At 40.1% G+C, this 24,931-nt stretch carries 29 protein-coding genes and 1 other annotated feature; of the genes, 12 read left to right on the top strand and 17 right to left on the bottom strand.

From position 1 onward, the window contains the following. Nucleotides 1-4: 4 nt before the first annotated feature. Nucleotides 5-1,006 carry a vitamin B12 ABC transporter permease BtuC gene (btuC, locus tag PR761_RS06255; RefSeq protein WP_112836605.1) on the bottom strand — a complete coding sequence of 334 codons (1,002 nt, stop codon included), beginning with the start codon at nt 1,004-1,006 and terminating at the stop codon, nt 5-7. Nucleotides 1,007-1,129: 123 nt separating this feature from the next. Here btuC and PR761_RS06250 point away from each other — a divergent pair, with 123 nt between their 5' ends. Further along, nucleotides 1,130-2,011 carry a RhoGAP domain-containing protein gene (locus PR761_RS06250; protein WP_006813285.1) on the top strand — a complete coding sequence of 294 codons (882 nt, stop codon included), beginning with the start codon at nt 1,130-1,132 and terminating at the stop codon, nt 2,009-2,011. A gap of 77 nt (nt 2,012-2,088) precedes the next feature. On the opposite strand, the gene ihfA is transcribed toward PR761_RS06250, so the two are convergent. The 13 genes from ihfA to PR761_RS06185 all read right to left on the bottom strand — a co-directional run bounded on the left by ihfA (nt 2,089) and on the right by PR761_RS06185 (nt 12,530). Then, nucleotides 2,089-2,385, bottom strand: a complete 297-nt coding sequence (ihfA, locus tag PR761_RS06245; protein ID WP_006813286.1) for an integration host factor subunit alpha — start codon at nt 2,383-2,385, stop codon at nt 2,089-2,091. Nucleotides 2,386-2,389: 4 nt separating this feature from the next. Then, nucleotides 2,390-4,777 carry a phenylalanine--tRNA ligase subunit beta gene (gene pheT / locus PR761_RS06240; protein WP_006813287.1) on the bottom strand — a complete coding sequence of 796 codons (2,388 nt, stop codon included), beginning with the start codon at nt 4,775-4,777 and terminating at the stop codon, nt 2,390-2,392. 14 nt (nt 4,778-4,791) lie between these two features. Then, a complete protein-coding gene (gene pheS, locus PR761_RS06235; RefSeq protein ID WP_112836603.1) occupies nt 4,792-5,775 on the bottom strand; it encodes a phenylalanine--tRNA ligase subunit alpha in 984 nt (327 codons plus the stop codon). Between the two features lie 123 nt (nt 5,776-5,898). Beyond that, nucleotides 5,899-6,029: a sequence feature (Phe leader region), on the bottom strand. Further along, entirely contained in the window at nt 5,979-6,023 is a 45-nt protein-coding gene (gene pheM / locus PR761_RS06230) for a pheST operon leader peptide PheM (RefSeq protein ID WP_126437459.1), read from the bottom strand. It overlaps the preceding feature by 45 nt. Nucleotides 6,030-6,132: 103 nt before the next feature. Then, entirely contained in the window at nt 6,133-6,489 is a 357-nt protein-coding gene (gene rplT, locus PR761_RS06225) for a 50S ribosomal protein L20 (RefSeq protein ID WP_006813290.1), read from the bottom strand. Between the two features lie 46 nt (nt 6,490-6,535). Then, a complete protein-coding gene (gene rpmI, locus PR761_RS06220) occupies nt 6,536-6,733 on the bottom strand; it encodes a 50S ribosomal protein L35 (RefSeq protein WP_005968897.1) in 198 nt (65 codons plus the stop codon). Between the two features lie 93 nt (nt 6,734-6,826). Beyond that, complete coding sequence (gene infC / locus PR761_RS06215) at nt 6,827-7,366, bottom strand: translation initiation factor IF-3 (protein WP_039854410.1); 540 nt, start codon at nt 7,364-7,366, stop codon at nt 6,827-6,829. 364 nt (nt 7,367-7,730) lie between these two features. Continuing rightward, a complete protein-coding gene (gene infC, locus PR761_RS06210; RefSeq protein ID WP_071599530.1) occupies nt 7,731-8,273 on the bottom strand; it encodes a translation initiation factor IF-3 in 543 nt (180 codons plus the stop codon). A gap of 3 nt (nt 8,274-8,276) precedes the next feature. After that, nucleotides 8,277-10,205, bottom strand: coding sequence for a threonine--tRNA ligase (thrS, locus tag PR761_RS06205; protein WP_039854184.1), 1,929 nt, complete (start codon nt 10,203-10,205; stop codon nt 8,277-8,279). Nucleotides 10,206-10,513: 308 nt separating this feature from the next. Next, nucleotides 10,514-10,867 (bottom strand): hypothetical protein, encoded by a 354-nt coding sequence (locus PR761_RS06200; protein WP_039854186.1) that lies wholly within the window; start codon nt 10,865-10,867, stop codon nt 10,514-10,516. Nucleotides 10,868-11,058: 191 nt separating this feature from the next. After that, nucleotides 11,059-11,406, bottom strand: coding sequence for a hypothetical protein (locus PR761_RS06195; protein WP_039854412.1), 348 nt, complete (start codon nt 11,404-11,406; stop codon nt 11,059-11,061). Nucleotides 11,407-11,590: 184 nt separating this feature from the next. Beyond that, the gene (locus tag PR761_RS06190; protein ID WP_006813297.1) at nt 11,591-12,040 is read right to left on the bottom strand and encodes a methyltransferase family protein; all 450 of its coding nucleotides are present in this window, start codon (nt 12,038-12,040) and stop codon (nt 11,591-11,593) included. Nucleotides 12,041-12,131: 91 nt separating this feature from the next. Next, nucleotides 12,132-12,530, bottom strand: coding sequence for a hypothetical protein (locus PR761_RS06185; RefSeq protein ID WP_006813298.1), 399 nt, complete (start codon nt 12,528-12,530; stop codon nt 12,132-12,134). Between the two features lie 544 nt (nt 12,531-13,074). On the opposite strand from PR761_RS06185, the gene PR761_RS06180 reads away from it, so the two are divergent. Next, on the top strand, nt 13,075-13,779 hold the full coding sequence (locus tag PR761_RS06180) for a MarC family NAAT transporter (protein WP_006813299.1): 705 nt from the start codon (nt 13,075-13,077) through the stop codon (nt 13,777-13,779). A 1-nt stretch (nt 13,780) separates the two neighbouring features. On the opposite strand, the gene PR761_RS06175 is transcribed toward PR761_RS06180, so the two are convergent. Further along, nucleotides 13,781-14,431 (bottom strand): transglycosylase SLT domain-containing protein, encoded by a 651-nt coding sequence (locus PR761_RS06175; protein WP_006813300.1) that lies wholly within the window; start codon nt 14,429-14,431, stop codon nt 13,781-13,783. Nucleotides 14,432-14,736: 305 nt separating this feature from the next. Here PR761_RS06175 and PR761_RS06170 point away from each other — a divergent pair, with 305 nt between their 5' ends. The 5 genes from PR761_RS06170 to PR761_RS06150 all read left to right on the top strand — a co-directional run bounded on the left by PR761_RS06170 (nt 14,737) and on the right by PR761_RS06150 (nt 19,358). Further along, nucleotides 14,737-15,648 (top strand): metal ABC transporter substrate-binding protein, encoded by a 912-nt coding sequence (locus PR761_RS06170; RefSeq protein ID WP_006813302.1) that lies wholly within the window; start codon nt 14,737-14,739, stop codon nt 15,646-15,648. Further along, a complete protein-coding gene (locus PR761_RS06165; protein WP_112836599.1) occupies nt 15,649-16,536 on the top strand; it encodes a manganese/iron ABC transporter ATP-binding protein in 888 nt (295 codons plus the stop codon). Beyond that, nucleotides 16,536-17,426, top strand: coding sequence for a metal ABC transporter permease (locus tag PR761_RS06160; protein ID WP_006813304.1), 891 nt, complete (start codon nt 16,536-16,538; stop codon nt 17,424-17,426). The genes PR761_RS06165 and PR761_RS06160 overlap by 1 nt, the downstream gene beginning before the upstream one ends. Further along, on the top strand, nt 17,419-18,285 hold the full coding sequence (locus PR761_RS06155; RefSeq protein ID WP_006813305.1) for a metal ABC transporter permease: 867 nt from the start codon (nt 17,419-17,421) through the stop codon (nt 18,283-18,285). The genes PR761_RS06160 and PR761_RS06155 overlap by 8 nt, the downstream gene beginning before the upstream one ends. A 203-nt stretch (nt 18,286-18,488) precedes the next feature. Then, nucleotides 18,489-19,358 carry a fructosamine kinase family protein gene (locus PR761_RS06150; RefSeq protein WP_039854188.1) on the top strand — a complete coding sequence of 290 codons (870 nt, stop codon included), beginning with the start codon at nt 18,489-18,491 and terminating at the stop codon, nt 19,356-19,358. A 65-nt stretch (nt 19,359-19,423) separates the two neighbouring features. Here the strand turns inward: PR761_RS06150 and PR761_RS06145 are convergent, their stop codons facing one another. Beyond that, nucleotides 19,424-19,963, bottom strand: coding sequence for a YniB family protein (locus PR761_RS06145; protein ID WP_006813307.1), 540 nt, complete (start codon nt 19,961-19,963; stop codon nt 19,424-19,426). Between the two features lie 308 nt (nt 19,964-20,271). On the opposite strand from PR761_RS06145, the gene hxpB reads away from it, so the two are divergent. The 5 genes from hxpB to PR761_RS06120 all read left to right on the top strand — a co-directional run bounded on the left by hxpB (nt 20,272) and on the right by PR761_RS06120 (nt 24,452). Continuing rightward, entirely contained in the window at nt 20,272-20,937 is a 666-nt protein-coding gene (gene hxpB / locus PR761_RS06140) for a hexitol phosphatase HxpB (protein ID WP_006813308.1), read from the top strand. Between the two features lie 193 nt (nt 20,938-21,130). Beyond that, entirely contained in the window at nt 21,131-21,721 is a 591-nt protein-coding gene (locus tag PR761_RS06135; protein ID WP_039854414.1) for a metal-dependent hydrolase, read from the top strand. A gap of 167 nt (nt 21,722-21,888) precedes the next feature. Further along, nucleotides 21,889-23,280 (top strand): L-cystine transporter, encoded by a 1,392-nt coding sequence (locus PR761_RS06130; protein WP_006813310.1) that lies wholly within the window; start codon nt 21,889-21,891, stop codon nt 23,278-23,280. 250 nt (nt 23,281-23,530) lie between these two features. Next, nucleotides 23,531-23,917 carry a YkgJ family cysteine cluster protein gene (locus PR761_RS06125; protein WP_039854191.1) on the top strand — a complete coding sequence of 129 codons (387 nt, stop codon included), beginning with the start codon at nt 23,531-23,533 and terminating at the stop codon, nt 23,915-23,917. 229 nt (nt 23,918-24,146) lie between these two features. After that, a complete protein-coding gene (locus PR761_RS06120) occupies nt 24,147-24,452 on the top strand; it encodes a hypothetical protein (RefSeq protein ID WP_006813313.1) in 306 nt (101 codons plus the stop codon). A gap of 151 nt (nt 24,453-24,603) precedes the next feature. Here PR761_RS06120 and PR761_RS06115 read toward each other — a convergent pair whose 3' ends face one another. Continuing rightward, nucleotides 24,604-24,930, bottom strand: a complete 327-nt coding sequence (locus tag PR761_RS06115; RefSeq protein WP_006813314.1) for an AzlD domain-containing protein — start codon at nt 24,928-24,930, stop codon at nt 24,604-24,606. Nucleotide 24,931 lies beyond the last annotated feature (1 nt).

The raw sequence follows: 24,931 nt of genomic DNA, 5'->3' as shown, positions 1-24,931 counted from the left end.
AAAATTAGCGCCATTGCTGGTGACGAACGAGTAAGAAAATAAAAATTGGCGCCCCGAGAGTTGCTGTAATTACCCCTATAGGAACCTCTGCATTTGCTATCAATAAGCGAGCCAACAAATCTGCAATTAATAAGCAGAGTGCACCTGCAATAGCACAGCCAGGTAATAACAATCGATTATCAGTTAAGCCACTTAATCGTAATATATGCGGAATAACTAACCCAATAAAACTAATTGCTCCCGCTATAGCTACACTCAGGCCAATTAATATTCCGCTAATAATGATTAATATTATTCGCCATTTATGAGTAGAAACGCCTAATTGGAATGCTTGGATATTTCCAAGAGATAAATAATTTAATACTTTACCTTGCGTGATAGCCCAGAATAAAAATGGGATACAGGTAATAATTAGCCCTATTTGCTGCCAGTCAACGCCACTAAAACTGCCCATCATCCAGTACAGTAATTGCCGTAGGTCTAAATTACTGCTCATATAAACCATCCAGGTCATACAAGCACCACTGATCACTCCAAGCGCAACACCAACTAATAGTAAACTTGGATTACTGAGATTCTTGCGGCGGGCAAAATAAAGCAAAACAGTGGTTAAAATCAAAGCTCCGCTAATAGCACTTAAACTCAATAGCCAATAATGGGTAATACCCGATGATATGAGTACAGTAAAAACAACCGCAACACCTGCACCATTGCTGATCCCCAATAATCCTGGCTCAGCGAGAGGGTTTTCAAATAGAGCCTGCATGATAGCCCCCGTTACAGCTAATGCAGCGCCAATTGTAATAACGGCAAGTAGCCTAGGTAAGCGAATTTGCCCTACAAACATCCGCCCTGCTTCATTAAACCATTGTGTAGGCCACAGCCATACCTCACCAGCACAAAGTGAAAGCAACGCAACGATAATTAGCCCTAAAGACAATATTCTCATTAGACGCAAATCTGCTTGATGCTGTTTAGTTTGCAAACTGTGAAGTAATTGGCTCATTGGAGATTATCTTAATTTTTATTAGGTTGAAAAATTATCGCTTTTTATGCAAGCAAATCCACAGTAACGATTTTATGCTCCCATTCAATTTTAATCACATCATTAAAAAGGAACTGTATAAATATGAAATTATCAACTATACAACCTACTCTGCCGATATTACCTATCGAGTCAGTTATGCGTTCTGAGAATAAAGGCTTCCTTGCTTCAGTGCAAAAAATCATCAATAGCTGTAAAAGCTTCTTAGGATGTCCCGCTCATCATAAATTTGATACTGTTACCACGACAAATCATTCTGTTAAAAACATGAGTTTAAAGCCATTACAAGATAGCCAGCCTACATCAAAATATCTCAATACCGAACAATTAAGTTCAATGGCTCAACGTATTGAACAACAAAATAATGCGGGGAAAATTGAGAAAAAGAATACCCAAGCTATTAATGATTACAAAGGGATGGCTTATAGCGAAAAATTACAATATCAACAACTCAATGAAATTGGTACCGCCATTTTATCTCATCCAGAATTTGCCAATGAAGTGGGACCTTTTCGAACAAGTGGAACCCCTATTCGGGCTCAATTAATACTGGACCATTTAGCAAGCAATAATTCACTCAACATTGACTTTATTACTAAAAATAATATTGGCATTAAAGAGTTAACCAGTGCTTATAAAAAATTAGTAATCACTTTACTACCAAAAAGCAGTAGTGAGACAGTTACATTGTCTGCGCGATTTCATCAATTGGATAATGGAATACCGCCAATGAAAAATCAGCCTTTATCTTTACAAATAGCAATTCCTTTACTTGTTGAGATTGCAAAAAATAACAATATCAATCAGATGGGAGCTAAAAATCTAGCCATTGCCTTTGCTCCAAGTTTAGATAGAACAGATTTTTCACAAGTGAAAATTAATAATGCTGCGGATATGAAAGCACTGACTGAAGCCCCCATTAACTATGTAACCACCCTCATTGAACGAGAGTTAGGAAGCCAGTAGTAAGCCTTTTCATTTGATAAAAAAACAAAAGACCGCCTAGGCGGTCTTTTTACTATCCAAACTATAAATGGATATGATTAATCTTTTGGTGTTGCTTTTTCCACACGGTTTTTTAATTTTTGACCTGGGCGGAAAGTAACAACACGACGAGCAGTAATTGGAATATCTTCCCCAGTTTTTGGGTTACGACCAGGACGTTGATTTTTATCACGTAAATCAAAGTTCCCAAATCCAGATAATTTAACTTGCTCACCGTTTTCTAAGGAAAGGCGAACCTCTTCAAAGAAAGTTTCAACAAGGTCTTTAGCATCACGTTTGCTAACACCCAGTTTTTCAAACAACTTTTCTGACATTTCAGCTTTAGTAAGCGCCATAAGTTTAGTCCCTCAAGGAGGCTTGGAATCGCTGTTTTAACGCAGCAACACACAGATCAACGGTCGCGGTAATCTCTTCTTCTTCCATCGTACGCTGGGTATCTTGGAAGACGAGACTGATAGCCAAGCTCTTATAACCTTCAGCTATCCCCTCACCACAATACACATCAAATAAGTTTATGCCAACTATATGATTTATGCCAACTTTTTTACATTCTGCTAAGACTTCCGCAGCTGCTACATTTTCTGGCACGACCACAGCAATGTCACGACGGTTCGACGGATAACGTGAAATCGCCTTAGCTTCAGGGATCTCACGCTCTGTAATAGCATCAGTACGTACCTCAAACACCACTGTACGACCATTTAAATCGAGTTTACGTTCTAATTCTGGGTGAACAACACCGATAAAGCCAATATGTTCATTTTCCAGATAAATCCCAGCACTTTGCCCAGGATGTAATGCTGGATGTGCTTCTGATTTAAATGTAATTTGATTTAGTTTTCCAGTCAATTCAAAAACAGCTTCAAGATCACCTTTTAAATCAAAGAAGTCAACAACTTGTTTATCTATTGACCAATGTTCATCAAATTTATTGCCCGTGATCACACCTGCTAGCATGTTTTCCTGACGAATTCCATATTCTGCTTGATTATCAGGAGTAAAGCGCAGACCTGTCTCAAATAAACGGATTCTATTTTGTTGACGATTTTGATTATAGACCACGGTGCCTAATAAACCAGTCAACAGAGATAGGCGCATTGCAGACATATCTGCAGAGATTGGATTCGGCAGGATCAAAGCTTCTTGCTGAGGATGCAACAATGCTTGAACTTTAGGGTCAACGAAACTGTAGGTAATCGCCTCTTGGAAACCACGGTCTACTAACATCGCTTTAATGCGCTTTAGAGGCAAGTTAGCTTCTTTATGGTCAGTCATGACTAAATCGGCGCGCAGAGGAACATCTGGAATATTGTTATATCCGTAGACTCGAGCGACTTCCTCAACTAAATCTTCTTCGATTTGCATATCGAAACGCCAGCTTGGCGCAACAACATCCCAACAACCCACAGAAACTTGCACTTGGCAGCCTAAACGTTTCAGGATATCCGTCACAATGTCGTCAGCAATCACATGGCCAATTAGACGATCTAATTTTTTGCGTGTCAGTTTAATTGTTGCAGCTTTAGGTAAATGTTCTTCGCTAGTAACATCAATGATGTCACCAACTTCGCCACCGCAAATCTCAACAATCAGTGCTGTTGCACGTTCAATCGCTTTAAATTGTAACTGGGGATCAACACCACGTTCAAAACGATGAGAAGCATCTGTATGCAAACCGTAATTACGTGCACGGCCTGTAATTGCTAAAGGTTCAAAGAACGCACATTCCAATAAAACATTTTTAGTTTCACTGTTTACACCTGAGTGCTCACCACCAAAAATACCAGCAATACCCAGCGCTTTAGACTCATCAGCAATCACTAAAGTATCTGATTTCAACGTCGCTTCTGTGCCATCTAGCAATACAAGCTTTTCTTCATCTTTAGCCATACGAACAATAATAGAGCCATCAAGACGGTCTAAGTCGTATGCGTGTTGTGGTTGACCCAGTTCCAATAGAACGAAGTTAGTGATATCGACTACTGCGTCAATTGAACGAACACCGCCACGGCGCAATTTTTCTTTCATCCATAACGGTGTTGGTGCAGTCACATCGATATTTTTGATTACGCGGCCAAGAAAACGCGGGCATGCTGCTGGCGCTTCAACACGAATTGGGAATATATCTTTAATCGTACTAGCAACCGGAGTAATCGTAGGCTCTGTTAAATCTAATTTGTTAACAACGGCAACATCACGAGCGACACCTAAGATACTCAGGCAATCAGCACGGTTTGGCGTAATGCTGATTTCAATCGCATTATCGTCCAGTTTTAAATATTCACGAATATCTGTACCAATCTGAGCATCTAATGGTAACTCAATGATCCCACTGTGATCATCAGAAATACCTAATTCAGAATAGGAACACAGCATGCCTTCAGATGGCTCACCGCGCAATTTCGCTGCTTTGATTTTGAAGTCACCTGGTAGTATTGCGCCGACTGTCGCGACAGCAACACGTAAACCTTGACGGCAATTTGGTGCACCACAGACGATATCTAATAAGCGATCACCACCCACATTGACTTTTGTGACTCGCAATTTATCTGCATTTGGATGTTGTCCACACTCAACAACTTCACCAACAACAACACCGTGGAATTGCCCTGCAACTGCATCTACACCATCAACTTCAAGACCTGCCATGGTGATTTGATCAGATAATTCTTCACTACTTACCGCCGGGTTCACCCATTCGCGTAACCATAGTTCACTGAATTTCATGAGATAGACCCGCCTTATTTAAACTGTTTGAGGAAACGAAGATCGTTTTCGAAAAATGCACGAAGGTCAGAAACGCCGTAGCGCAGCATAGTTAAGCGTTCCATTCCCATACCAAATGCAAATCCAGAATAGACTTCAGGGTCAATACCGACGTTGCGTAATACATTTGGATGTACCATACCGCAACCTAATACTTCCAACCATTTTCCGTTTTTACCCATAACGTCAACTTCTGCTGAAGGCTCAGTGAATGGGAAATAAGATGGGCGGAAGCGTACCTGAACTTCTTCTTCAAAGAAGTTATTCAGGAAGTCATGCAGAGTGCCTTTTAGGTTGGTAAAGCTAATGTCTTTATCAACAATCAGACCTTCAGTTTGGTGGAACATCGGGGTATGTGTTTGGTCATAGTCGTTTCGATATACACGACCAGGGGCAATAATTCGAATTGGTGGCTGTTGACCATTCATGGTGCGAATTTGCACACCTGAAGTTTGAGTCCGTAATAAACGTTTAGCATCAAACCAAAACGTATCATGATCAGCTCGCGCAGGATGATGAGCCGGAATATTCAATGCATCAAAGTTATGATAATCATCTTCAATTTCAGGTCCGGTTTCAACCGAGAATCCTAACTCACCAAAAAATTCTTCAATTCGCTGAATGGTGCGGGTTACTGGGTGTAATCCGCCATTTTCCATACGACGTCCCGGTAATGAAACATCGATTGTTTCTGATGCTAAGCGTGTATTGAGAATATCAGCTTGCATTGCATCTTTACGGGCGTTCAGTGCATCTTGGACTTGAACTTTAGCTTCATTAATCACAGCCCCTGCTGCTGGACGTTCATCCGCAGGCAAATCACGCAACGTTTTCATCTGGAGTGTGAAGTGGCCGCTTTTGCCTAAAAATTCAACACGCACTGACTCTAACGTCGCAACATCTTGGGCCTGTTCAATGGCTGCTTTTGCCTGTGCAACCAATTCAGCGAGATGTGGCATTGTTTCCCCTTTATGACCACTTGGTCTTTTGCTAGTTATTCACTAAATTTATCAAGCTTCACAATTCATATTAATGCGATGTGAATACCTGACTGATTTTACTGTATTTTTTGGTAAACCAAAAACAAAAAAGCCCCCTAACGGAGGCTTTAGCGTAATTTTTTGTTTCTATTCTACTCGCTATACGCAAAAGCCCCCGAAATTCAGGTGCTAAAGTAAAAAAAGAAACGAAAAATAACGTTGTTCATGTAAATTAGTCTCAATAAAACACAGTATTAATGTATTAACACAGCCTAATTTTTAATACAAATATTAAAAATGAAGAGAGGAAGTTTCCTTCCTCTCTTCAAGCAAACATTAAGCTAAAGCGCCTTTTGCTTTTTCAACTAAAGCAGAGAATGCTGCTTTATCGAAAACTGCGATGTCTGCTAGGATCTTACGGTCGATTTCAATTGAAGCTTTTTTCAAGCCATTGATGAAACGGCTGTAAGACAGACCGTTCTGACGAGCCGCAGCGTTGATACGCGCGATCCACAGTTGACGGAACTGACGTTTACGTTGACGGCGGTCACGGTAAGCGTATTGACCAGCTTTGATTACCGCTTGAAACGCTACGCGGTAAACACGTGAACGTGCTCCGTAGTAGCCTTTCGCCTGTTTCATGATTTTTTTGTGTCTTGCACGGGCGATTACACCACGTTTTACGCGAGCCATAGCTTTCTCCTAATCGTCTATATTCTTAATTAACTAAAATGTTTACTTATGCGTAAGGCAGGCAAGCAATTACCAGACCCAGATCGCCCTTAGATACCATTCCTTTCGGACGTAAATGGCGTTTACGCTTAGTTGATTTTTTAGTCAGAATGTGACGAAGGTTTGCATGCTTACGCTTAAAGCCACCGCCTGCAGTTTTTTTAAAGCGCTTTGCTGCGCCACGTACAGTTTTAATCTTAGGCATTTCTTTTATTTCCGACTTCGCATTGTGATTAACTACGAATTAACTAGGCGAATAACAGCCACATCGCTGTGAAGTTACTACTTGATGGCCTAATTACTTCTTCTTCGGTGACAGCACCATAATCATCTGGCGCCCTTCAATTCTTGAAGGGAATGATTCAACAACCGCCAGTTCTTCCAAATCAGCTTTGATACGGTTAAGTACTTCCAAACCAATTTGTTGATGAGCCATTTCACGACCACGAAAACGTAGTGTTACTTTAGCCTTGTCACCATCTTCTAGAAAGCGTATCAGGTTGCGCAGTTTGACCTGATAATCACCTTCATCTGTACCAGGGCGGAATTTAATTTCCTTCACCTGAACAACTTTTTGTTTCTTTTTCTGTTCTTTTTGAGACTTGCTCTTCTCATAAAGGAATTTGCCGTAATCCATGATACGACAAACTGGCGGTTCAGCATTTGGGCTGATTTCAACAAGGTCAACACCTGCTTCTTCAGCTTTCTCAAGCGCTTCACGTGCGCTCATAATGCCTAGCTGTTCGCCGTCTAAACCGGTTAAACGGACTTCAGGAACACGAATTTCGTCATTAATACGATTTGGACGTGTTGTTGGGATTCTTTTTCCGCCTTTAATACTACATTCCTCCAACTGGATAAAGAGATTTGCTACATTCTCTAAAGCAAGCGCCTCGACAATACTTTCAGTTTTTACTAATTAAAAACCGTTAATTATCAAAACGCGATATTCTTTTTTGCTTTTCATTTGCCAACGCAAACTTAACAAAGCGATTCGACCGCGGATTTTACTGCTTATTGTGAGATTACTCAAGCAGATATTCAAATTATTCCCTAAGCGTCATCTGAATGATAAAACTTCTGGGCCATTCTTTTCGCTAGAATTCCCACATTTCACCAAATCTTTCGACTATTCATAGAGATTTTATGCAAAAAAAACATCAGCGAGGATACATTTCCCCGCTGATGTTAGTGTGTATTACTTATTTATTTTTCTTTGGCGCCATAATCATAATCATTTGGCGCCCTTCAATTCTTGAAGGGAATGATTCAACAACCGCCAGTTCTTCCAAATCGGCTTTAATACGGTTAAGTATTTCCATACCGATTTGCTGATGAGCCATTTCACGACCACGGAACCGCAGAGTTACTTTAGCTTTATCACCATCTTCTAAGAAACGAATGAGGCTACGAAGTTTAACTTGGTAATCCCCTTCATCTGTTCCAGGTCGGAATTTAATTTCCTTCACTTGAACAATTTTTTGTTTCTTTTTCTGCTCTTTCTGAGATTTGCTTTTCTCATAAAGATGTTTACCGTAATCCATGATACGACAAACTGGTGGTTCAGCATTCGGGCTAATTTCTACTAAATCAACACCCGCTTCTTCAGCTTTAAAGAGTGCTTCTCGTACACTCATTACGCCAAGAGGTTCACCATCAATGCCAGTGACACGAATTTCAGTCGCACGGATCTCTTCGTTAATACGATTCGGACGTGCTGTTGGGAGTTTTTTTCCGCCTTTAATACCTTATTCCTCCATCTGATTAAGCTGACGACTGCGAATTTCTTTCAGAAGTTTAGTCATGAATTCGTCAACATCAAGGCTACCTAAATCTTTACCACGACGGGTACGGACAGATACTTTTCCTGATTCAACTTCTTTATCACCACAAACTAACATGTAAGGAACACGACGCAGTGTGTGTTCACGGATCTTAAAGCCGATTTTCTCGTTGCGTAAGTCCGCTTTCGCACGAATGCCAACACTTTGTAATTTGTTTACTAATTCTTGCACATACTCTGCTTGAGTATCAGTAATATTCATGACCACAACTTGTTGTGGTGCTAACCATGTTGGGAAGAAGCCTGCATACTCCTCAGTTAAGATCCCGATGAAACGCTCTAAAGAACCTAAGACCGCACGGTGGATCATCACTGGTGTGATGCGCTCATTATTTTCACCAACATATGAAGCATTTAAACGACCCGGTAAGAAGAAGTCTAATTGTACAGTACCGCATTGCCATGCACGGTCAAGGCAGTCATACAAAGTAAACTCAATTTTAGGGCCGTAGAATGCACCTTCGCCCGGCTGATATTCGAATTCGATACCTTTCGATTTCAGTGCGTTCGCTAAGTCTGCTTCCGCGGTATCCCACATATCGTCAGTACCGATACGTTTTTCAGGGCGAGTTGATAGTTTTACTACGATTTTTTCAAAACCGAAAGTGCTGTAAACATCGTAAATCATCTCAATACAGCTAGTGACTTCACTCAGGATTTGATCTTCTGTACAGAAGATGTGCGCATCATCTTGGGTAAAGCCACGAACACGCATTAAGCCATGTAACGCGCCCGATGGTTCGTTACGGTGGCAGCTACCAAATTCAGCCATACGCAATGGCAAGTCACGGTAAGATTTTAACCCTTGGTTAAAAATCTGGACGTGACCTGGACAGTTCATTGGTTTTACACAATATTCACGGTTTTCTGATGACGTAGTGAACATTGCGTCTTTGTAGTTTTCCCAGTGACCGGTTCTTTCCCATAGTACGCGATCCATCATAAATGGACCTTTAACTTCTTGGTAGTTGTAAGATTTTAATTTAGTGCGTACGAAAGTTTCCAGCTCACGGAAAATAGTCCAACCATCATTATGCCAGAATGCCATACCCGGCGCTTCTTCTTGCATATGATACAAATCTAATTGCTTACCAATTTTACGGTGGTCACGTTTTGCAGCTTCTTCTAAACGCAACAAATATGCCGCTAACTGTTTCTTGTCTGCCCATGCAGTACCGTAGATACGTTGCAGCATTTTGTTATCGCTGTTTCCACGCCAATATGCTCCTGCCACTTTTTGTAATTTAAAGTGATGACAGAAACGCATATTTGGTACGTGTGGACCACGACACATATCAATATATTCTTGATGATGGTATAAACCTGGACGGTCATCTTGGCTAATATTTTGATCCAAAATTTCGACTTTATAGTCTTCACCACGCCCAACAAATGTTTCACGAGCCTCAGCCCAAGAAACACGCTTTTTAACCACATCATAATCTGTTTTGGCAAGCTCTAGCATACGCTTTTCTAGCTTATCCAAATCTTCCTGGGTCAGCGTATAGTCAAGATCAACATCATAGTAAAAACCGTTATCGATCACTGGACCGATTGCCATTTTGGTATTTGGCCACAATTGTTTAATTGCATGACCTAATAAGTGAGCACAAGAGTGACGAATGATCTCTAGACCTTCATCATCTTTACTCGTAATAATGGATAGTTTTGCATCATGTTCAATCAGTTCGCAAGCATCAACTAGCTCACCATCAACACGTCCAGCAATACATGCTTTTGCTAAACCTGTGCCAATATCACGAGCTACATCCATCACAGAAACTGCATGGTCGAATTGACGCTGACTTCCGTCAGGAAGAGTAATAACAGGCATTAAAAAATCCTTATCAACAGTGGTGACCCACACGAAAGATCACTTGTTTGATTATCCCAAAGTTTATAAATCAATACGTTACTAACGATTTCTCACTTCACTATGCGAGATAGGTACACCGCCATGAACACAAATTGTTTATGATGATATACATCGATAGGAACTCAACTATTAATCATAACACAGACACATTTTATGGCGATAGGGCGTTGTCGATTATTAAAGCCCGATGATTGGATATAAATCACTTTTTTGTGATCGTTCAAATGGCGGCTCTCTCCCCTACGCCATATTGCTAAACATCATAATTACGGATCTTTATCTGAAGCTGATTCAATATAATCCGCCGTCATAATCAGCACATTTTTGCCATAACCATTACAGTCTGTTCTGACGGCATATTCTGGTAGCCATACAATTCGGGATTTAGAGTGGGATAAGCCTAAATTAAGCGTAGTTGGATAGTGCGATGATATTACGAGATAAACTAAATCGGTAGTTGCAGAGCATAACTCAAAATTGATCCTATCCCCATGAATGGCATGCCATCCTTCATGATAAGGAATACGTCCTTGCTCTGTGATTGTTTCAAGCTCATTCACCGTGTAGGTGACTTGTGGATAGGCTCTGAACGCTGAAAAGATAATTATTGCAGCCATCATTCTTTTTTTCATATTTAACCACACTTAATTTATTGTTAAATAACAGTTTTATTAAGCTACGATTACTGTATGTAATGAACAATAACTGCCCTTCAATATTGTGAATCTTTAGGGCAAAAATACATCTGAGCCTAGAAAAGCTTAAATTTATTATAAAGGCTACCTTCTATACTGAGATAGCCTTGCATCACTTACCAACAACCACGATATTGGCTATGGTTACCACCCCGTCCACGATAAGGGCGATTATATTGCTTATCTTCCTCGGTCCTAATTTTGAGTGATAGTTCATCAAGTTCTTTAACTAATGCTTTCACTTTCGCATCATCATCACTCGCACCTGCATCATAGAGTTTATTTAACTCAAAACGCTTATCATCGAATTCTTTCACTAGTTTAGTGATTTCATTATTTTCGCGGTAATTGCTGCTATTGTATCGATGGTCATAATTTCCATTACAGTAAGGACAAGCCGCTGCAGATGTAGAATAAAGCAGTATCGAAGAAACGATGGCACCTAGAAGGAATTTTCTATTCACGATATTAACCTCACTAAATTCTTGGTTATTATAGTGTACTATTTCAACAGAAAAATTGCCTTGACCCCATGATTTTGACAGCACTAAAAGCTAAATTAATGAATTTAAAATTCAATTTAGTTAAAGTTTATAGGTAAACTTACCTACCTTAGTTAATAATTTCAATATATTCAACTAAGGGATTTCACAACCAGCGACGTGTCTGTTGAATATATTTTCGCCACTCTTGTTTGAATTTTTCTGATAAGAATTTTTCTTCTTGTGGGATCGTATACAAATCCGTTATTAACCAAAAAATCAGTCCCGAAACTAGAAAATAAGGAGAATGAGTAAATAACGCGAGGCTTAAGCAGAGTGAAGTAAAAGCAAGATAAAGCGGATTACGTGATAATCGATAAGGACCATGGGTAATTAAAGACGTTGCTTGATGAGTTGGGTTCGGTGAGGTTTTTTGCTGAACAAAATAATATAGGCTCGTACCAATCCACCCTATTGCTTCTAATACAACTAAGATCCCTAATATTCCCATCCAGCCAGAAAAAGCCCAATAAAGCCCCTCTTTTAGATGCAAATAATAGGCAGCAAGTCCATTAAGAACCAACCAATTTAATAGTGGGAGACGAAAAATATGCATTACATATCCTAATCAATATTGATGTAATCAGCATATCATAGTTGAAATAGTCGAATGGGATGTTGACTAACTACAATGTTTTATAGCAACTCTAAGGCACGTAGCTCAAAGAAAAGACACTTTTTAATCCCTCAAGATTTGCATATTCTTGTTGGCATACCGCATTACGTACATCACTTGGTAAACTATTTAGTCGAGATTGAATATTGCTTAATTGCTCCTCTATGCCATTCATTCCTTTTACCTCAACAACCTCTGAATTGCTTTTCAGATAATCAGCAAAACTTTGTAGATTCTGTTCTAAGCTATCACATACCCCATTATTCAATTCACCTTGGAAAATGAGTGAACTCACAGTATCAGGAAGCCACTGAGAAACATTAGGATAAATGGACTGCTTCCATGTTTGAGGAAAAATAATTAATAATGCAGCAATAGCCACAATGAGTAGCATGGATGATGTCATTAATGGGGCTAGTAGTTTTTTCATTGGCTATCCTAAAATCACATTTAACACTCTAGATAGCATAACGAATAAACCGTAAATCAATTTTTAAAATAAAAATAGTTTGTAAAGAAAATAAGAGTAATCTCCACTAAAAACTAGCATTAAATCCTGCCATTAATCTTTTAATGAATTTACATAACCTGTCAGTAAAACACATTCCCCCCTGTATACTCTTTAACAAATGAAGACAATCCCCTCTAGCAATAATGCCCTTAACCTTTTTATTTACCATAAAAAGGTTTTTTTTTGCCTAATATATTGCGTGTTTTTAATCCACCAACGTATTACATTGTTATTAATGGAATAATTTAACTTATTCACATCTGAATAGGGCTGTTATCCACAGTTAATGTGCACAACTTTAAGTATTGGATTAAATAATACTGGTCCAGTATCTACCTTTTATTCTCCCCATATCGCCATTATTAAAGAAGAACGCTCCCATAACCAACACATCCAGGCTAATGTTTGTTATAGTCCCAAGCAACAAAGTTTTTCAAATTAAGTAAGGGAGCAATTTAATACTATGCAAAATATCTTAGCGCTTTTTCAAGCAGTTAGTATTGGATTAGTATTATTATTACCCCTTGCGAATCCATTAACTGCAATCGCAGTCATGTTAAGTCTCTCCGCAAACATGACCAAAGAACAACGGGATCATCAATCCCTGCTCGCCTCTATTTATGTGTTTATCATAATGATGGTTGCCTTTTATGCTGGTCAGCTAGTGATGAGTACTTTTGGAATTTCTATTCCCGGCTTGCGCATTGCAGGTGGACTTATTGTCGCCTTTATTGGCTTTGGGATGTTATTTCCCAATACTGAAACTACGGATGATAGTACAAATAATCAATTAGATGACCCCAGCGTACCGAAAAAACGTCAAGGCACTCAAAATATCGCTTTCGTACCTCTTGCAATGCCAAGTACCGCGGGTCCCGGCACTATAGCTATGATCATTAGCTCCACCGCTTCACTTCAAGGGGATGTGGGATTTGCGCCTTGGATACTGAATACGGCTCCCGTAATTATATTCTTTTTAGCCAGTTTGTTTGTCTGGATAGGATTAAGAGGAGCCACATCCATTATGAGATGGTTGGGTAATAGCGGTATTGATGCCATAGGGCGAGTTATGGGTTTTTTATTAATTTGTATGGGAGTGCAATTTGTTATCAACGGGATCGTTGAAATTGTCGCGCAACTCCCACACTTAATGTCAGAATATCAATAAATTACTGCAATGCATTATACGCATTTTTTACTTTCCACAGATAACGAGGTGCTTGTGGTGCAGGATGCTTAGATTGTACATGTTGATAAAATTCTTCAGGTGACAAGTTATTAATCATCGCTATCGCTCTGCTTTTGTCATTATCAAACGTACGTAACAGAGCACCGGCGCCATTAACATAAGCAACCACCGTTGCATAATATAAGGTTTGTGGATGGCTTATCCCCGCTAAATGCTGCTCTTTCAGAATGCGGATATAGGTAGTACCAATATCGATATTTTTGCGTGGATCTTTTAAATCACGAGAACTAGGTTCACCAGACTTACCTTGATAACGGTATGCATCACGTCCTGCCGTTGATGCTTTAATTTGCATTAAGCCAATTGCATTAGATTTACTCACAACTTCCGGCCTGAAGTTTGATTCAACTTCAATAATTGCTCTAATAAGTGTTTCATCCACACTGTAGCGTGCTGCAGACTCACGAATAAACTCATCGTAAGGTGTACGTGGGTAGCTAGTATTCGAGGCTGAATTGGATACTTGATTTCCATTATCTAGCATTCTTTGCTTATTTGCTGATTTATTCGGTTCACTCGAACAACCTGCTAACAGCAGAAGTACAAGCGCACTGCCGACCAATTTTTTCACTGTAGTATCCTCTGCTGATAAAAATCTCTGGAAGAATAGCTAATGTTTAGAAAAATAGTATATTTTTTACTTAACTTTTACTTCAGGACATGTTTTAGTCATATTCATCAATAATAACAACAAGAAACTCATCATCGATACAAATATTGTTTTTGACTTTTAGGGTCATTTTCTTCAATTGATATTGATAATCATTATCAATTGGGATATAAATTGTATTAGACTTAAAAACCACACTAACAATACCGTTAAAATAACGCTAATCCAATACAAACAATAGCAAGCTAAACGTTAGGGTCAATTTCATGAATAAACTGTTATCCCGATTTTCACTTCCTTTACTGGCCACTTTAGTTGCTTTAACTGCCATCCTATTTGGAAGCCAACCCGCTTTTGCAAAAAAATTTAAAGTGGTGACAACATTTACAATCATTCAAGACATAGCTCAAAATGTAGCCGGAGATGCCGCTATTGTCGAATCCATTACCAAACCCGGTGCAGAGATCCACGGTTATCAACCTACCCCAAAAGATATTATGAAAGCCTATGATGCTGACCTCATCTTATGGAATGGCATGAATTTGGAAGTATGGTTTCAACGTTTCTTTGAAAATCTCAAAAATGTACCTGCGGTCATCGTGACCGAAGGCATAGAACCGATGCCAATCCGTGAAGGGGAATATAAAGATAATCCGAATCCCCATGCTTGGATGTCCCCCGCTAATGCCCAAATTTATATCGAAAATATCCGTAAAGCATTCGTAAAACACGACCCTGCAAATGCTGAAACTTACAATGCTAATGCCAAAAAATACTCACAGCAGATTGCTGCATTAGATGCACCATTACGTGCGCGTTTAAATCGTATTCCAGAAAATCAACGTTGGTTAGTGACTAGCGAAGGTGCTTTCAGTTATCTAACAAAAGATTACGGTTTTAAAGAGGTGTATCTTTGGCCTATCAATGCCGAAGAGCAAGGTTCACCACTGCAAGTAAAAAAAGTGATTGATACGGTTCGTCAGCATAATATTCCCGTTGTCTTTAGTGAAAGTACCATTTCCGATAAACCAGCCTTACAAGTTAGCAAAGAAACGGGGGCTAAATATGGTGGTGTTTTATACGTTGACTCCCTATCAACCCCAGAAGGGCCAGTACCGACTTATATTGACCTGTTAAACACAACCGTTGATACCATCGCAAAAGGATTTTCACAGTAAATGAGCCTCACAAATCAGTTTGAACACCCACATCTTGTTGTCGATGATGCGACCGTAACCTATAACAACGGCCACACTGCAATTTATGATGCGAGCTTTAATATCCAAGGTGGTTCCATTTGCGCACTTGTTGGTGTGAATGGTAGCGGTAAATCCACATTATTTAAAACAATAATGGGACTAGTTACCCCTTCATCTGGTAGCGTAAAGTTGAATAATCAGTCAATTAAAACCGCGCTAAAAGAGAATGTTATCGCTTACGTCCCGCAAACAGAGGAAGTTGATTGGAATTTTCCTGTCTTAGTCTCTGATGTCGTTATGATGGGAAGATACGGTAAAATGGGTTTTTTTCGCATTCCCAAGAAAGAAGATAAAGATGCGGTTAAAATGGCATTAGAACGTGTGGACTTAACAGGATTGGAACATCGTCAGATTGGTGAGCTTTCGGGTGGTCAGAAAAAACGCGTCTTTTTAGCGCGAGCACTCGCTCAACAAGGAAAAGTTCTATTACTCGATGAACCCTTTACGGGTGTCGATGTTAAAACTGAAAATGCCATTATTGATCTATTACGCAGCTTACGTGATGAAGGACATCTAATTTTGGTTTCGACGCATAACCTAGGTAGCGTGCCAGAATTTTGTGACCATGTGATCCTAATAAATCGTACCGTACTGGCTAGTGGTCCAACGGAAACAACCTTTACCCAACGAAATCTACAACAAGCTTTTGGTGGCGTTCTTCGTCATATTAACTTATCCGGTCAAGAACTCCATGACGATGATGACCCTCGCTCAGTCACGGTCATCACCGATGACGAACGAGCCGCAGTATTCTATGGGCACGACCACGATGCTCCGGTCAGAAAAAACCAAACTAAGGAATCATAATGATTGAGTTGTTACTGCAACCATTTGAGTACAACTTTATGGTGAAAGCCATTTGGGTCAGCGCTATCGTCGGTGCGGTATGCGCTTTCCTTTCGGCTTACCTGATGCTCAAAGGCTGGTCATTAATGGGAGATGCGCTCTCCCACTCGGTTGTCCCGGGAGTTGCGGGGGCTTATGCATTAGGTTTACCTTATGCCGCTGGCGCATTTTTTACTGGGATCCTTGCCGCTCTCGCCATGACTCTCGTTAAGCACCTAACTCGTTTACGTGAAGACGCCGTTATTGGTTTTATTTTTTCGACCTTTTTTGCTGCTGGGTTACTGATCGTTTCTTTAAATCCCACTTCAGTGAATGTGCAAAGTATTATCTTTGGTAATATTTTAGGGATTGCCGACGCTGATGTACTCCAAGTGGAAATTATTATCGCGGTCTCTTTCATTGTATTGATGTGCTTGTGGAAAGATCTGCTCGCCGTATTTTTTGATGAAAGTCATGCCCGATCCATTGGTTTGAATCCGCTACGCTTAAAAATTATTTTCTTTACTTTATTAAGCGCGTGTACCGTTGCAGCATTACAAACTGTTGGCGCTATATTAGTCATTGCCATGGTCGTCACCCCAGGTGCTACTGCTTATCTATTGACGGACAAATTTAAAACCCTTCTGATCATTTCAGTTTCCATTGGAACAGCCACCAGCGCTATTGGTGCTTACCTCAGTTACTTTTTAAATGGTGCTACCGGTGGGTTAATCGTGACCTTCCAAACAGCGATTTTCTTATTAGCGTTCTTCTTTGCTCCGAAGCATGGCGTTTTTGCCTCTCGCCGTAAAGCACGAAAAGAAGTCGCAAAACTGCACCAAACTAAGCAGCAAGGAGTGTCCCATGAGTGATTTTATCGACTTATTGATGGCTCCCTTTGCATTCCCATTTATGCAAAAAGCACTCCTTACTGCTATTGTGACAGGTACTGTGTGTGCGATTTTATCCTGTTTTTTAGTACTCAAAGGCTGGTCATTAATGGGTGACGCTATCTCCCATGCAGTATTACCGGGGATCATTATTGCCTCACTCATTGGTATTCCACTAGCTATCGGCGCATTTGCTTCTGGATTATTTTGTGCTGTTGCAACGGGGTATCTAAAAGAAAACAGCCGTATCAAAGAAGATACAGTGATGGGAATTGTCTTTTCCGGCATGTTTGCCATTGGTTTGGTCATGTTCGCTAAAATTGATACTGAGCAGCACCTGACGCATATTCTATTCGGTGATATTTTGGGGATCACTAACGAAGAATTTAAACAAATTCTCGTATTCGCCGGGATTACTGTCGCTGTGATTTTATTAAAACGTAAAGATTTTATGCTGTATTGTTTCGACCCCAACCAAGCACGAGTAATTGGCCTTCCCGTTAAACTATTGCATTACGGTCTACTGTCTCTATTAGCGCTAACGATTGTGGCATCATTGCAAGCCGTGGGTATTATTCTCGTTATCGCCATGCTCATCTCACCTGGCATTATTGCTTTTGTTCTATGCCGTAGTTTTGGTTGGATGCTCGTGGTCGCAATTATTGCCTCCGTCACATCCAGTGTTATCGGGACCGTATTGAGCTTCCATATCAACGCCACTACAGGACCAACCATTGTGGTGATCCAAGCAGGTTATTTTGTGATTGCATTGCTGTACAGCAAATTAGTTTTAGCGCGTAAAAAATCCCATGTTATCCCTCAGGATCTGCATACCGCATAATACAATTCCAAGGAGCTAAATATGATATCCCCATATTCAGCTCCATTTTCCCACTCTCCCTCAATCTCCACGCTATTCTCACTATAAATCATCTAAAACCATTTCATGCTATCGCCTTATTTTTAAACAAGGATCACTGTTAATTCCTAAATTGTCGCTATAGTATGGTATTAGTGAATGTCAAAATCACAGCGAGGTGGATCATGTGGCAAGCAATGTGTCGTTTATTAAGTGAACACTTTGGTGAAGCAGAGCTGAGTAATAAAGTTATTCTCTCTGGGGGTGATATCCATAATACGTTAAAAATAGACTATGGCGATCACACCGTATTTATTAAACAAAACCGGCGTGAATTTCTACCATTATTCAAGCAAGAAGCCGAACAATTGGAAATGCTGGCAAAAAGCCAAACCATCACAGTCCCCAAAGTGTATGGCCTTGGTAGCAATAAGCACCATAGTTTCCTTTTGCTTGAGTATTTTCCCTTAAAATCCTTTGATAACACGAATGCATGGCATTTTGGTCAGCAGCTAGCACGTCTGCACCAATGGGAGGAGCAACCTAGTTACGGCTTTGATTTTGACACAATGCTGAGTACGACAGTGCAACCTAACGCATGGGAAAAACGTTGGAATACTTTCTTTGCAGAAAAACGTATAGGTCTGCAATTACAAATAGCGTCAGAAAAAGGCATGATATTTGGGGATATCCAAAATCTTGTGGATATTGTCAAAGATAGGCTTGCTGGGCATCAGCCACAACCATCCTTATTACATGGGGATTTATGGCCAGCGAACTGTGCAATGACCAATCAACTCGATGGTGTTCTATATGATCCTGCTTGCTATTGGGGGGATAGAGAGTGTGATATTGCCATGCTACCATTGTATAAGGATATTCCGATTCAAATTATCGATGGCTACCAAAGTGTTTGGCCTCTCCCTGCTGGTTTTTTAGATAGGCAACCTTTATATCAACTCTATTTTTTACTTAACCAAGCAAACATTTTCGGTAATGAGCAAAGTTATTTACAGGCACGTAGCATCGTTGATCGTTTATTAGAAGAGCATTAATCTTACGAAGTCAATATCGAGCTATAGGAAATCCTAGCCCTATGGCTCAATATTATTTTAGTCTATTACCAATTCAGTAATTTAAGACCAAAGTAAATGACAAGACCAAGTACAATTGGCCAGAAGTACATCAGGAAAAACTGCTTAAAGATAGTATGTCGAGGAATTGTCACCTTCGACTCTAGCTCTTCCTTAGTCACTTCACTTCCTTTCGCATTCTCTAAGATCACATGGTCTTCAATACTTTCACGAATAAATTTAATTTGTCGATACATACGTAATCCTGATGCGCTCAGGGCTAAGCCAACAAAAATGAAAATGAAAATAATAAAAAAACCAATCGTACTGCCTGAGAAACCACTACTCACTTCAGGTACGGGGGAGTTATTCCAAAATGTGTTTAAAAATGGTGTGCTTTGACGTGTCATTTCTGCCATTAATTTAACAAAATCATTCGCCACCGCATTGATCCCCTCACCTTGGATCCCTTTAAGGGCAGCTAGCTTAATTAATGATGCCAGAGTAGAAATTAACGCTACTAAAAATACAATCCAGCCTAAAATACGTTTGCCGATCGCAATAGAATTTGCCTTGTGGTAATTCATTACAACTATTCCTCAGAGTTTTTTTCTACGCTAATCATAGCCGATATTAATTATCGCCTCCAAATTTATGGAAAAAAATGATAGTTAAAAAACGAGTTTCGGATTATTCAAATCCTTCATCCTGATGAGAAGAGCAGCCAAACTCAAATTTTGAGTAAAAACAGTACATAGCACAGATATGGGTATAACCGAAAGCCATGAATTGTTAGAATAGATTTAAATCACAACGGTGACTGTTTTTTAAATAACCACGACAACACTCTCATACCCTCATTCCGCATGGGTATCTCAATGAATGGAGTTTTGATATGTACCATAAATTACCTATCCAATCAGTGATCTTTGATATGGATGGTTTGCTCATTGACTCAGAACCTTTTTGGGAACAAGGGGAGAATGAGATATTTTCAGAGTTAGGTGTCGATTTATCCCTGAAAGATACGCTTCCGGATACCCTTGGATTACGTATTGACCATGTTGTTGAGCTTTGGTACAACGCTTCTCCTTGGCAAAACTGTAGTTTAGAAGAAACTAAACAGCGCATTATTGACAGAGTAATCGGTTTGGTCGAGGAAAAACGCCCTCTACTGCCCGGTGTTGAGCATGCACTGGAACTGTGCCGCTCCATGGACTTAAACATTGCTTTAGCGTCAGCATCCCCCGATTACATGCTAGAAAAAGTGCTAAATCTATTTGATATCCGACACTATTTTTCTGCTGTGGTTTCTGCAGCTGACCTGCCACTAAGTAAACCACACCCAGAAGTCTATTTAAAAGCCGCTGCCGAATTATCGACAAAACCTATTCATTGCGTTTCTCTGGAAGACTCATTCAATGGAATGATTGCAGCAAAAGCCGCAAGAATGCGTTCAATCGTCATCCCAGATAAACGTCATATGAATGACCCTCGTTGGGGTCTGGCTGATATTAAACTCAATTCATTGAATGAATTACGCCCAGAACATTTGCGTTAATTTCATTATCCATTGACGACTCTTTATCCCCCCTAGTCATTGACTAGGGGTAACTGACCTTAAAGTATAAAAATCTGTCCTTATAGTCTAATAAATAAGAGTTTTTTTATCTTTAGCCCCCTATTCAATTACGCTTAAACCCTTTATACTCCCCACCTACTGTATAGATGAACAGATGGTATTTTATCCACTAATGACTGCTGAAGGGCATCTGCTATTTTCCGTCGCCTCACTGATCATGGCTCATAAATTGCAAATCACACCTGAGTTCGCTCAAGGTGATTGGTTGCACATGGTGCCAGGGGTTTTATTGGGCGCATTATTACCTGATATTGACCACCCTTCTTCGATTCTTGGTCGATTATTTCGCGTAATATCACTTCCTATTTCAAAACTCTGTGGTCATAGAGGGTTTACTCACAGCTTAATTGCATGGCTGATTTTACTTATATCTTGCTACCAATGGTTACCGACTCAGTGGGGGCTTCCCGCTGATTTAATTCAAGCTTTTTTACTGGGTTATATGAGTCATCTCGTCGCTGACATGCTTACCCCTTCTGGCGTTCCCTTTTTATGGCCTCTTCCTACTCGGTTCTGTTTCCCTATTCTGCGGGGTAAAAATAGTAAACGGGGAGAACGTTTCATTTCCGTGCTTTTGACCGTCTGTGCGGTACTGCTTCCCATTGATCACTCTATGGATTTTCACGTACAACTAGATAACATTGTTAATTATTTGAATAATAAGTTAAATATACACTTCCCGACAAATACATCACTTTTGTAATATACTGTAAGCATGAATAGCGCTATCTTATAATTTTTGATTATAAGAAATGCTGTTATTCAGCTGATAACATATAACCAGTTGTTAGAAGGAGTCACATCCTTATATCCAATAAGGATTAAGCAGCAAGTTTCATCATTTATAATAATTACGACTTGGAGTGTGGAATGAATATTCCCCTGATAATCAATGTGCTCATTTTTGTAGCACTACTCATACTGTTAGCAAAACTCGGAGCAAATGGCTGGAGTCTGTCTAAGAAAGTATTACTCGGTCTCGTCTTCGGTGTTGCTTATGGTGTAGGCCTGCACCTTGTATATGGTACTGGTCACCAAACGGTTAAAGACTCCATTCTTTGGTTTAATATCGTCGGTAATGGCTACGTTCAGCTATTACAAATGGTGATAATGCCACTGGTCTTCGCGTCTATTCTGAGCGCAGTAGCCAGACTACATAAGGCTTCATCACTTGGGAAAATTAGCTTTTTAACGATTGGTACACTGTTATTCACTACGGCTATAGCTGCATTAGTGGGTATCTTAATCGCCAATCTGTTCGGATTAAGTGCAGAAGGTCTGGTTCAAGGTCAATCAGAAACTGCGCGCCTAGCAGCCATCGAAACTAATTATATTGGAAAAGTATCGGACTTAACTGTTCCACAACTGATCTTATCCTTTATTCCAAAAAATCCGTTTGCAGATTTAACAGGTGCAAGCCCAACATCGATTATCAGTGTTGTTATCTTTGCCGCATTCTTAGGTGTTGCAGCCTTACAACTGTTTAAAGATGACAAAGAACGTGGCGAAAAAGCCTTAGCCGCAATTGATGTCTTGCAAGCTTGGGCAATGAAATTAGTCCGCTTAGTCATGCGTTTAACCCCTTATGGTGTTATGGCGCTGATGATCAAAGTCGTGGCAAGCTCTAACCTTGCTGATATCCTAAACTTAGGGACTTTCGTTATCGCGTCCTATGTAGCGCTAGGAATTATGTTTGTGGTTCACGGTATTTTAGTGGCAACAACGGGATTAAACCCTATCAGATTCTTTAAAAAAGCGGGTCCAGTACTTACATTTGCATTTACTAGCCGTTCAAGTGCTGCAAGTATTCCACTGAATATTGAAACCCAGACTCGTCGTTTCGGTATACCAGAGTCTATCGCGAGCTTCTCTGCTTCTTTCGGTGCAACTATTGGTCAAAATGGGTGCGCAGGTATCTATCCAGCAATGTTAGCGGTTATGGTGGCTCCCACTATGGGCATTAACCCATTTGACCCACTGTGGATCGCGACCTTAGTCGGTATCGTCACTATCAGTTCTGCAGGTGTGGCTGGCGTGGGTGGTGGTGCAACTTTTGCTGCATTGATTGTTCTACCTGCAATGGGATTACCTGTAACACTGGTTGCGTTGCTGATTTCTGTTGAACCATTAATTGATATGGGCCGTACCGCCCTCAATGTTAGTGGTTCTATGACAGCAGGTACCGTGACTAGCCAGTTAATGGGTGAAACAGATAAAGCTATTTTCAATCAAGATGATGATGGCGATCTAAAGCACGTTTAACCCTTCGCAAACACTAACACTCATTGAAACCTGCCCATCAAACGGCAGGTTTTTTTGTGACTAAAACTCGCTAATCGTTTTTTCGTTATTCTCTCTAGTAAAATTGTTCGATTTTAACGCTAAAAATAATTGCCAATATGTGAATTTACGTAACATAATAATATTTGAGTGGCATTTTCTTAGGCTTCCTGCCTGTGTCGCGGATCCCGTTTCCTACGGGAATTATCAACTTCATTACGGTGATTTTTATATGGGTAATATTCATATACTAAAAACTGATCCTTCAAATAACCCTTGTGTCAGCTGTGGTGCATGCTGTTCCTACTTTCGCGTATCGTTTTATTGGGCTGAAGCAGAAGATGGTGGAGGAACTGTTCCTCAGCATTTAACTGAAAAAATCACGCCGTTTGTGAGTTGCATGCAAGGAACAAATCAAAAAATTAATACCCGTTGTACTGCACTAACTGGCACAGTAGGTGAGTGTACGTCTTGTTCTATTTATGAACAAAGACCCACTCCATGTCGAGAATTCGAACAGTCTTGGCACAATGGTATTCATAATGAGGCATGCGACCGTGCTCGTGCTGCCCATGGGCTTCCCCCGCTCGAGCAACAACAACCGCAAATCGCGTGCTAAACGTCAATGACCCAGAGATATTCTGGGTTATCTCTCACTTAATTAGTGTCTGATTTTTGACTATTTTGTTTAAATCAAAAAGAAACAACTTCTGTCTTTTCAAAACTATGAGTAAAGAAAGGACAAAAAGTGCAGGAATTATGAAGCTTCAGTCAATAGAGGTAAAAGCGATTGCCTGTACAACTCAATTGATGAATTATCATCTCATCGCACATATGAGGAGATCGATATGAAAAAATTAAATCAAGGTTTGTTAGCGGCTGTTTTATTAACTGCAGGTTTTGCTGCGATGGCAAATGGTGTAAATAATAAATCACCCCGCCCTTACGCAGGTAATCACCACAATATGGTATACAGCGTAACAGAGCAAACAACCCAACCGAATGAAACAATAAAAAAATTAGTCAATAACGTGCCAAAAATAGAAGATGGTAAACGCTACATGATCCGTGTTTCAGTGGTTGAAATACCGGAACAAGCACCAATGAAACAACCAATGGCTCCCGTGTCGATTCCAGCACCAGCAGCTAAATAAAAGCATCAAATACGTTAAACATAGGTTGTGCCTGTTACAGCGATAACTAAAACCATATCGCATTGTTGGTTAAAAATCAGTATCTTACTCGCACACAATAAAGTTTAGATATATCCCTAATTTTGCCCCTACGCCCTAGGGGCTTTTTTCTTTATAGCGAAAACAATAAACGTAGAAGTGCTGTCACAATTGCAGCAGATAACACAATTACAATGAAAGGCTGACGATACCAAGTCAAAATACCGGCAACAACCACGCCAATCACTTTCGCAATATCTGAGATTTGCTCACCGGAAAATAGCGTTGATGTTATTGCGACCGAGAATAAAATCACAATAGCTGCCGCAGAAAATAAAGCCTTGCTGCTTTCAGTTAAAGCAACTTTCCCTTTCAGGATTGCACCAGATGCGCGCATTAAATATGTTCCAATTGCCAAGATTAAAATACCACTGACAATCAGCCATGGATTCTCCATCATA

The organism is Providencia sp. PROV210 (assembly GCF_028479445.1).
Classification (GTDB): domain Bacteria; phylum Pseudomonadota; class Gammaproteobacteria; order Enterobacterales; family Enterobacteriaceae; genus Providencia; species Providencia rustigianii.
The sequence above is the reverse complement of the archived record's forward strand: the minus strand, read 5'-3'. Positions and strand labels throughout refer to the sequence as shown.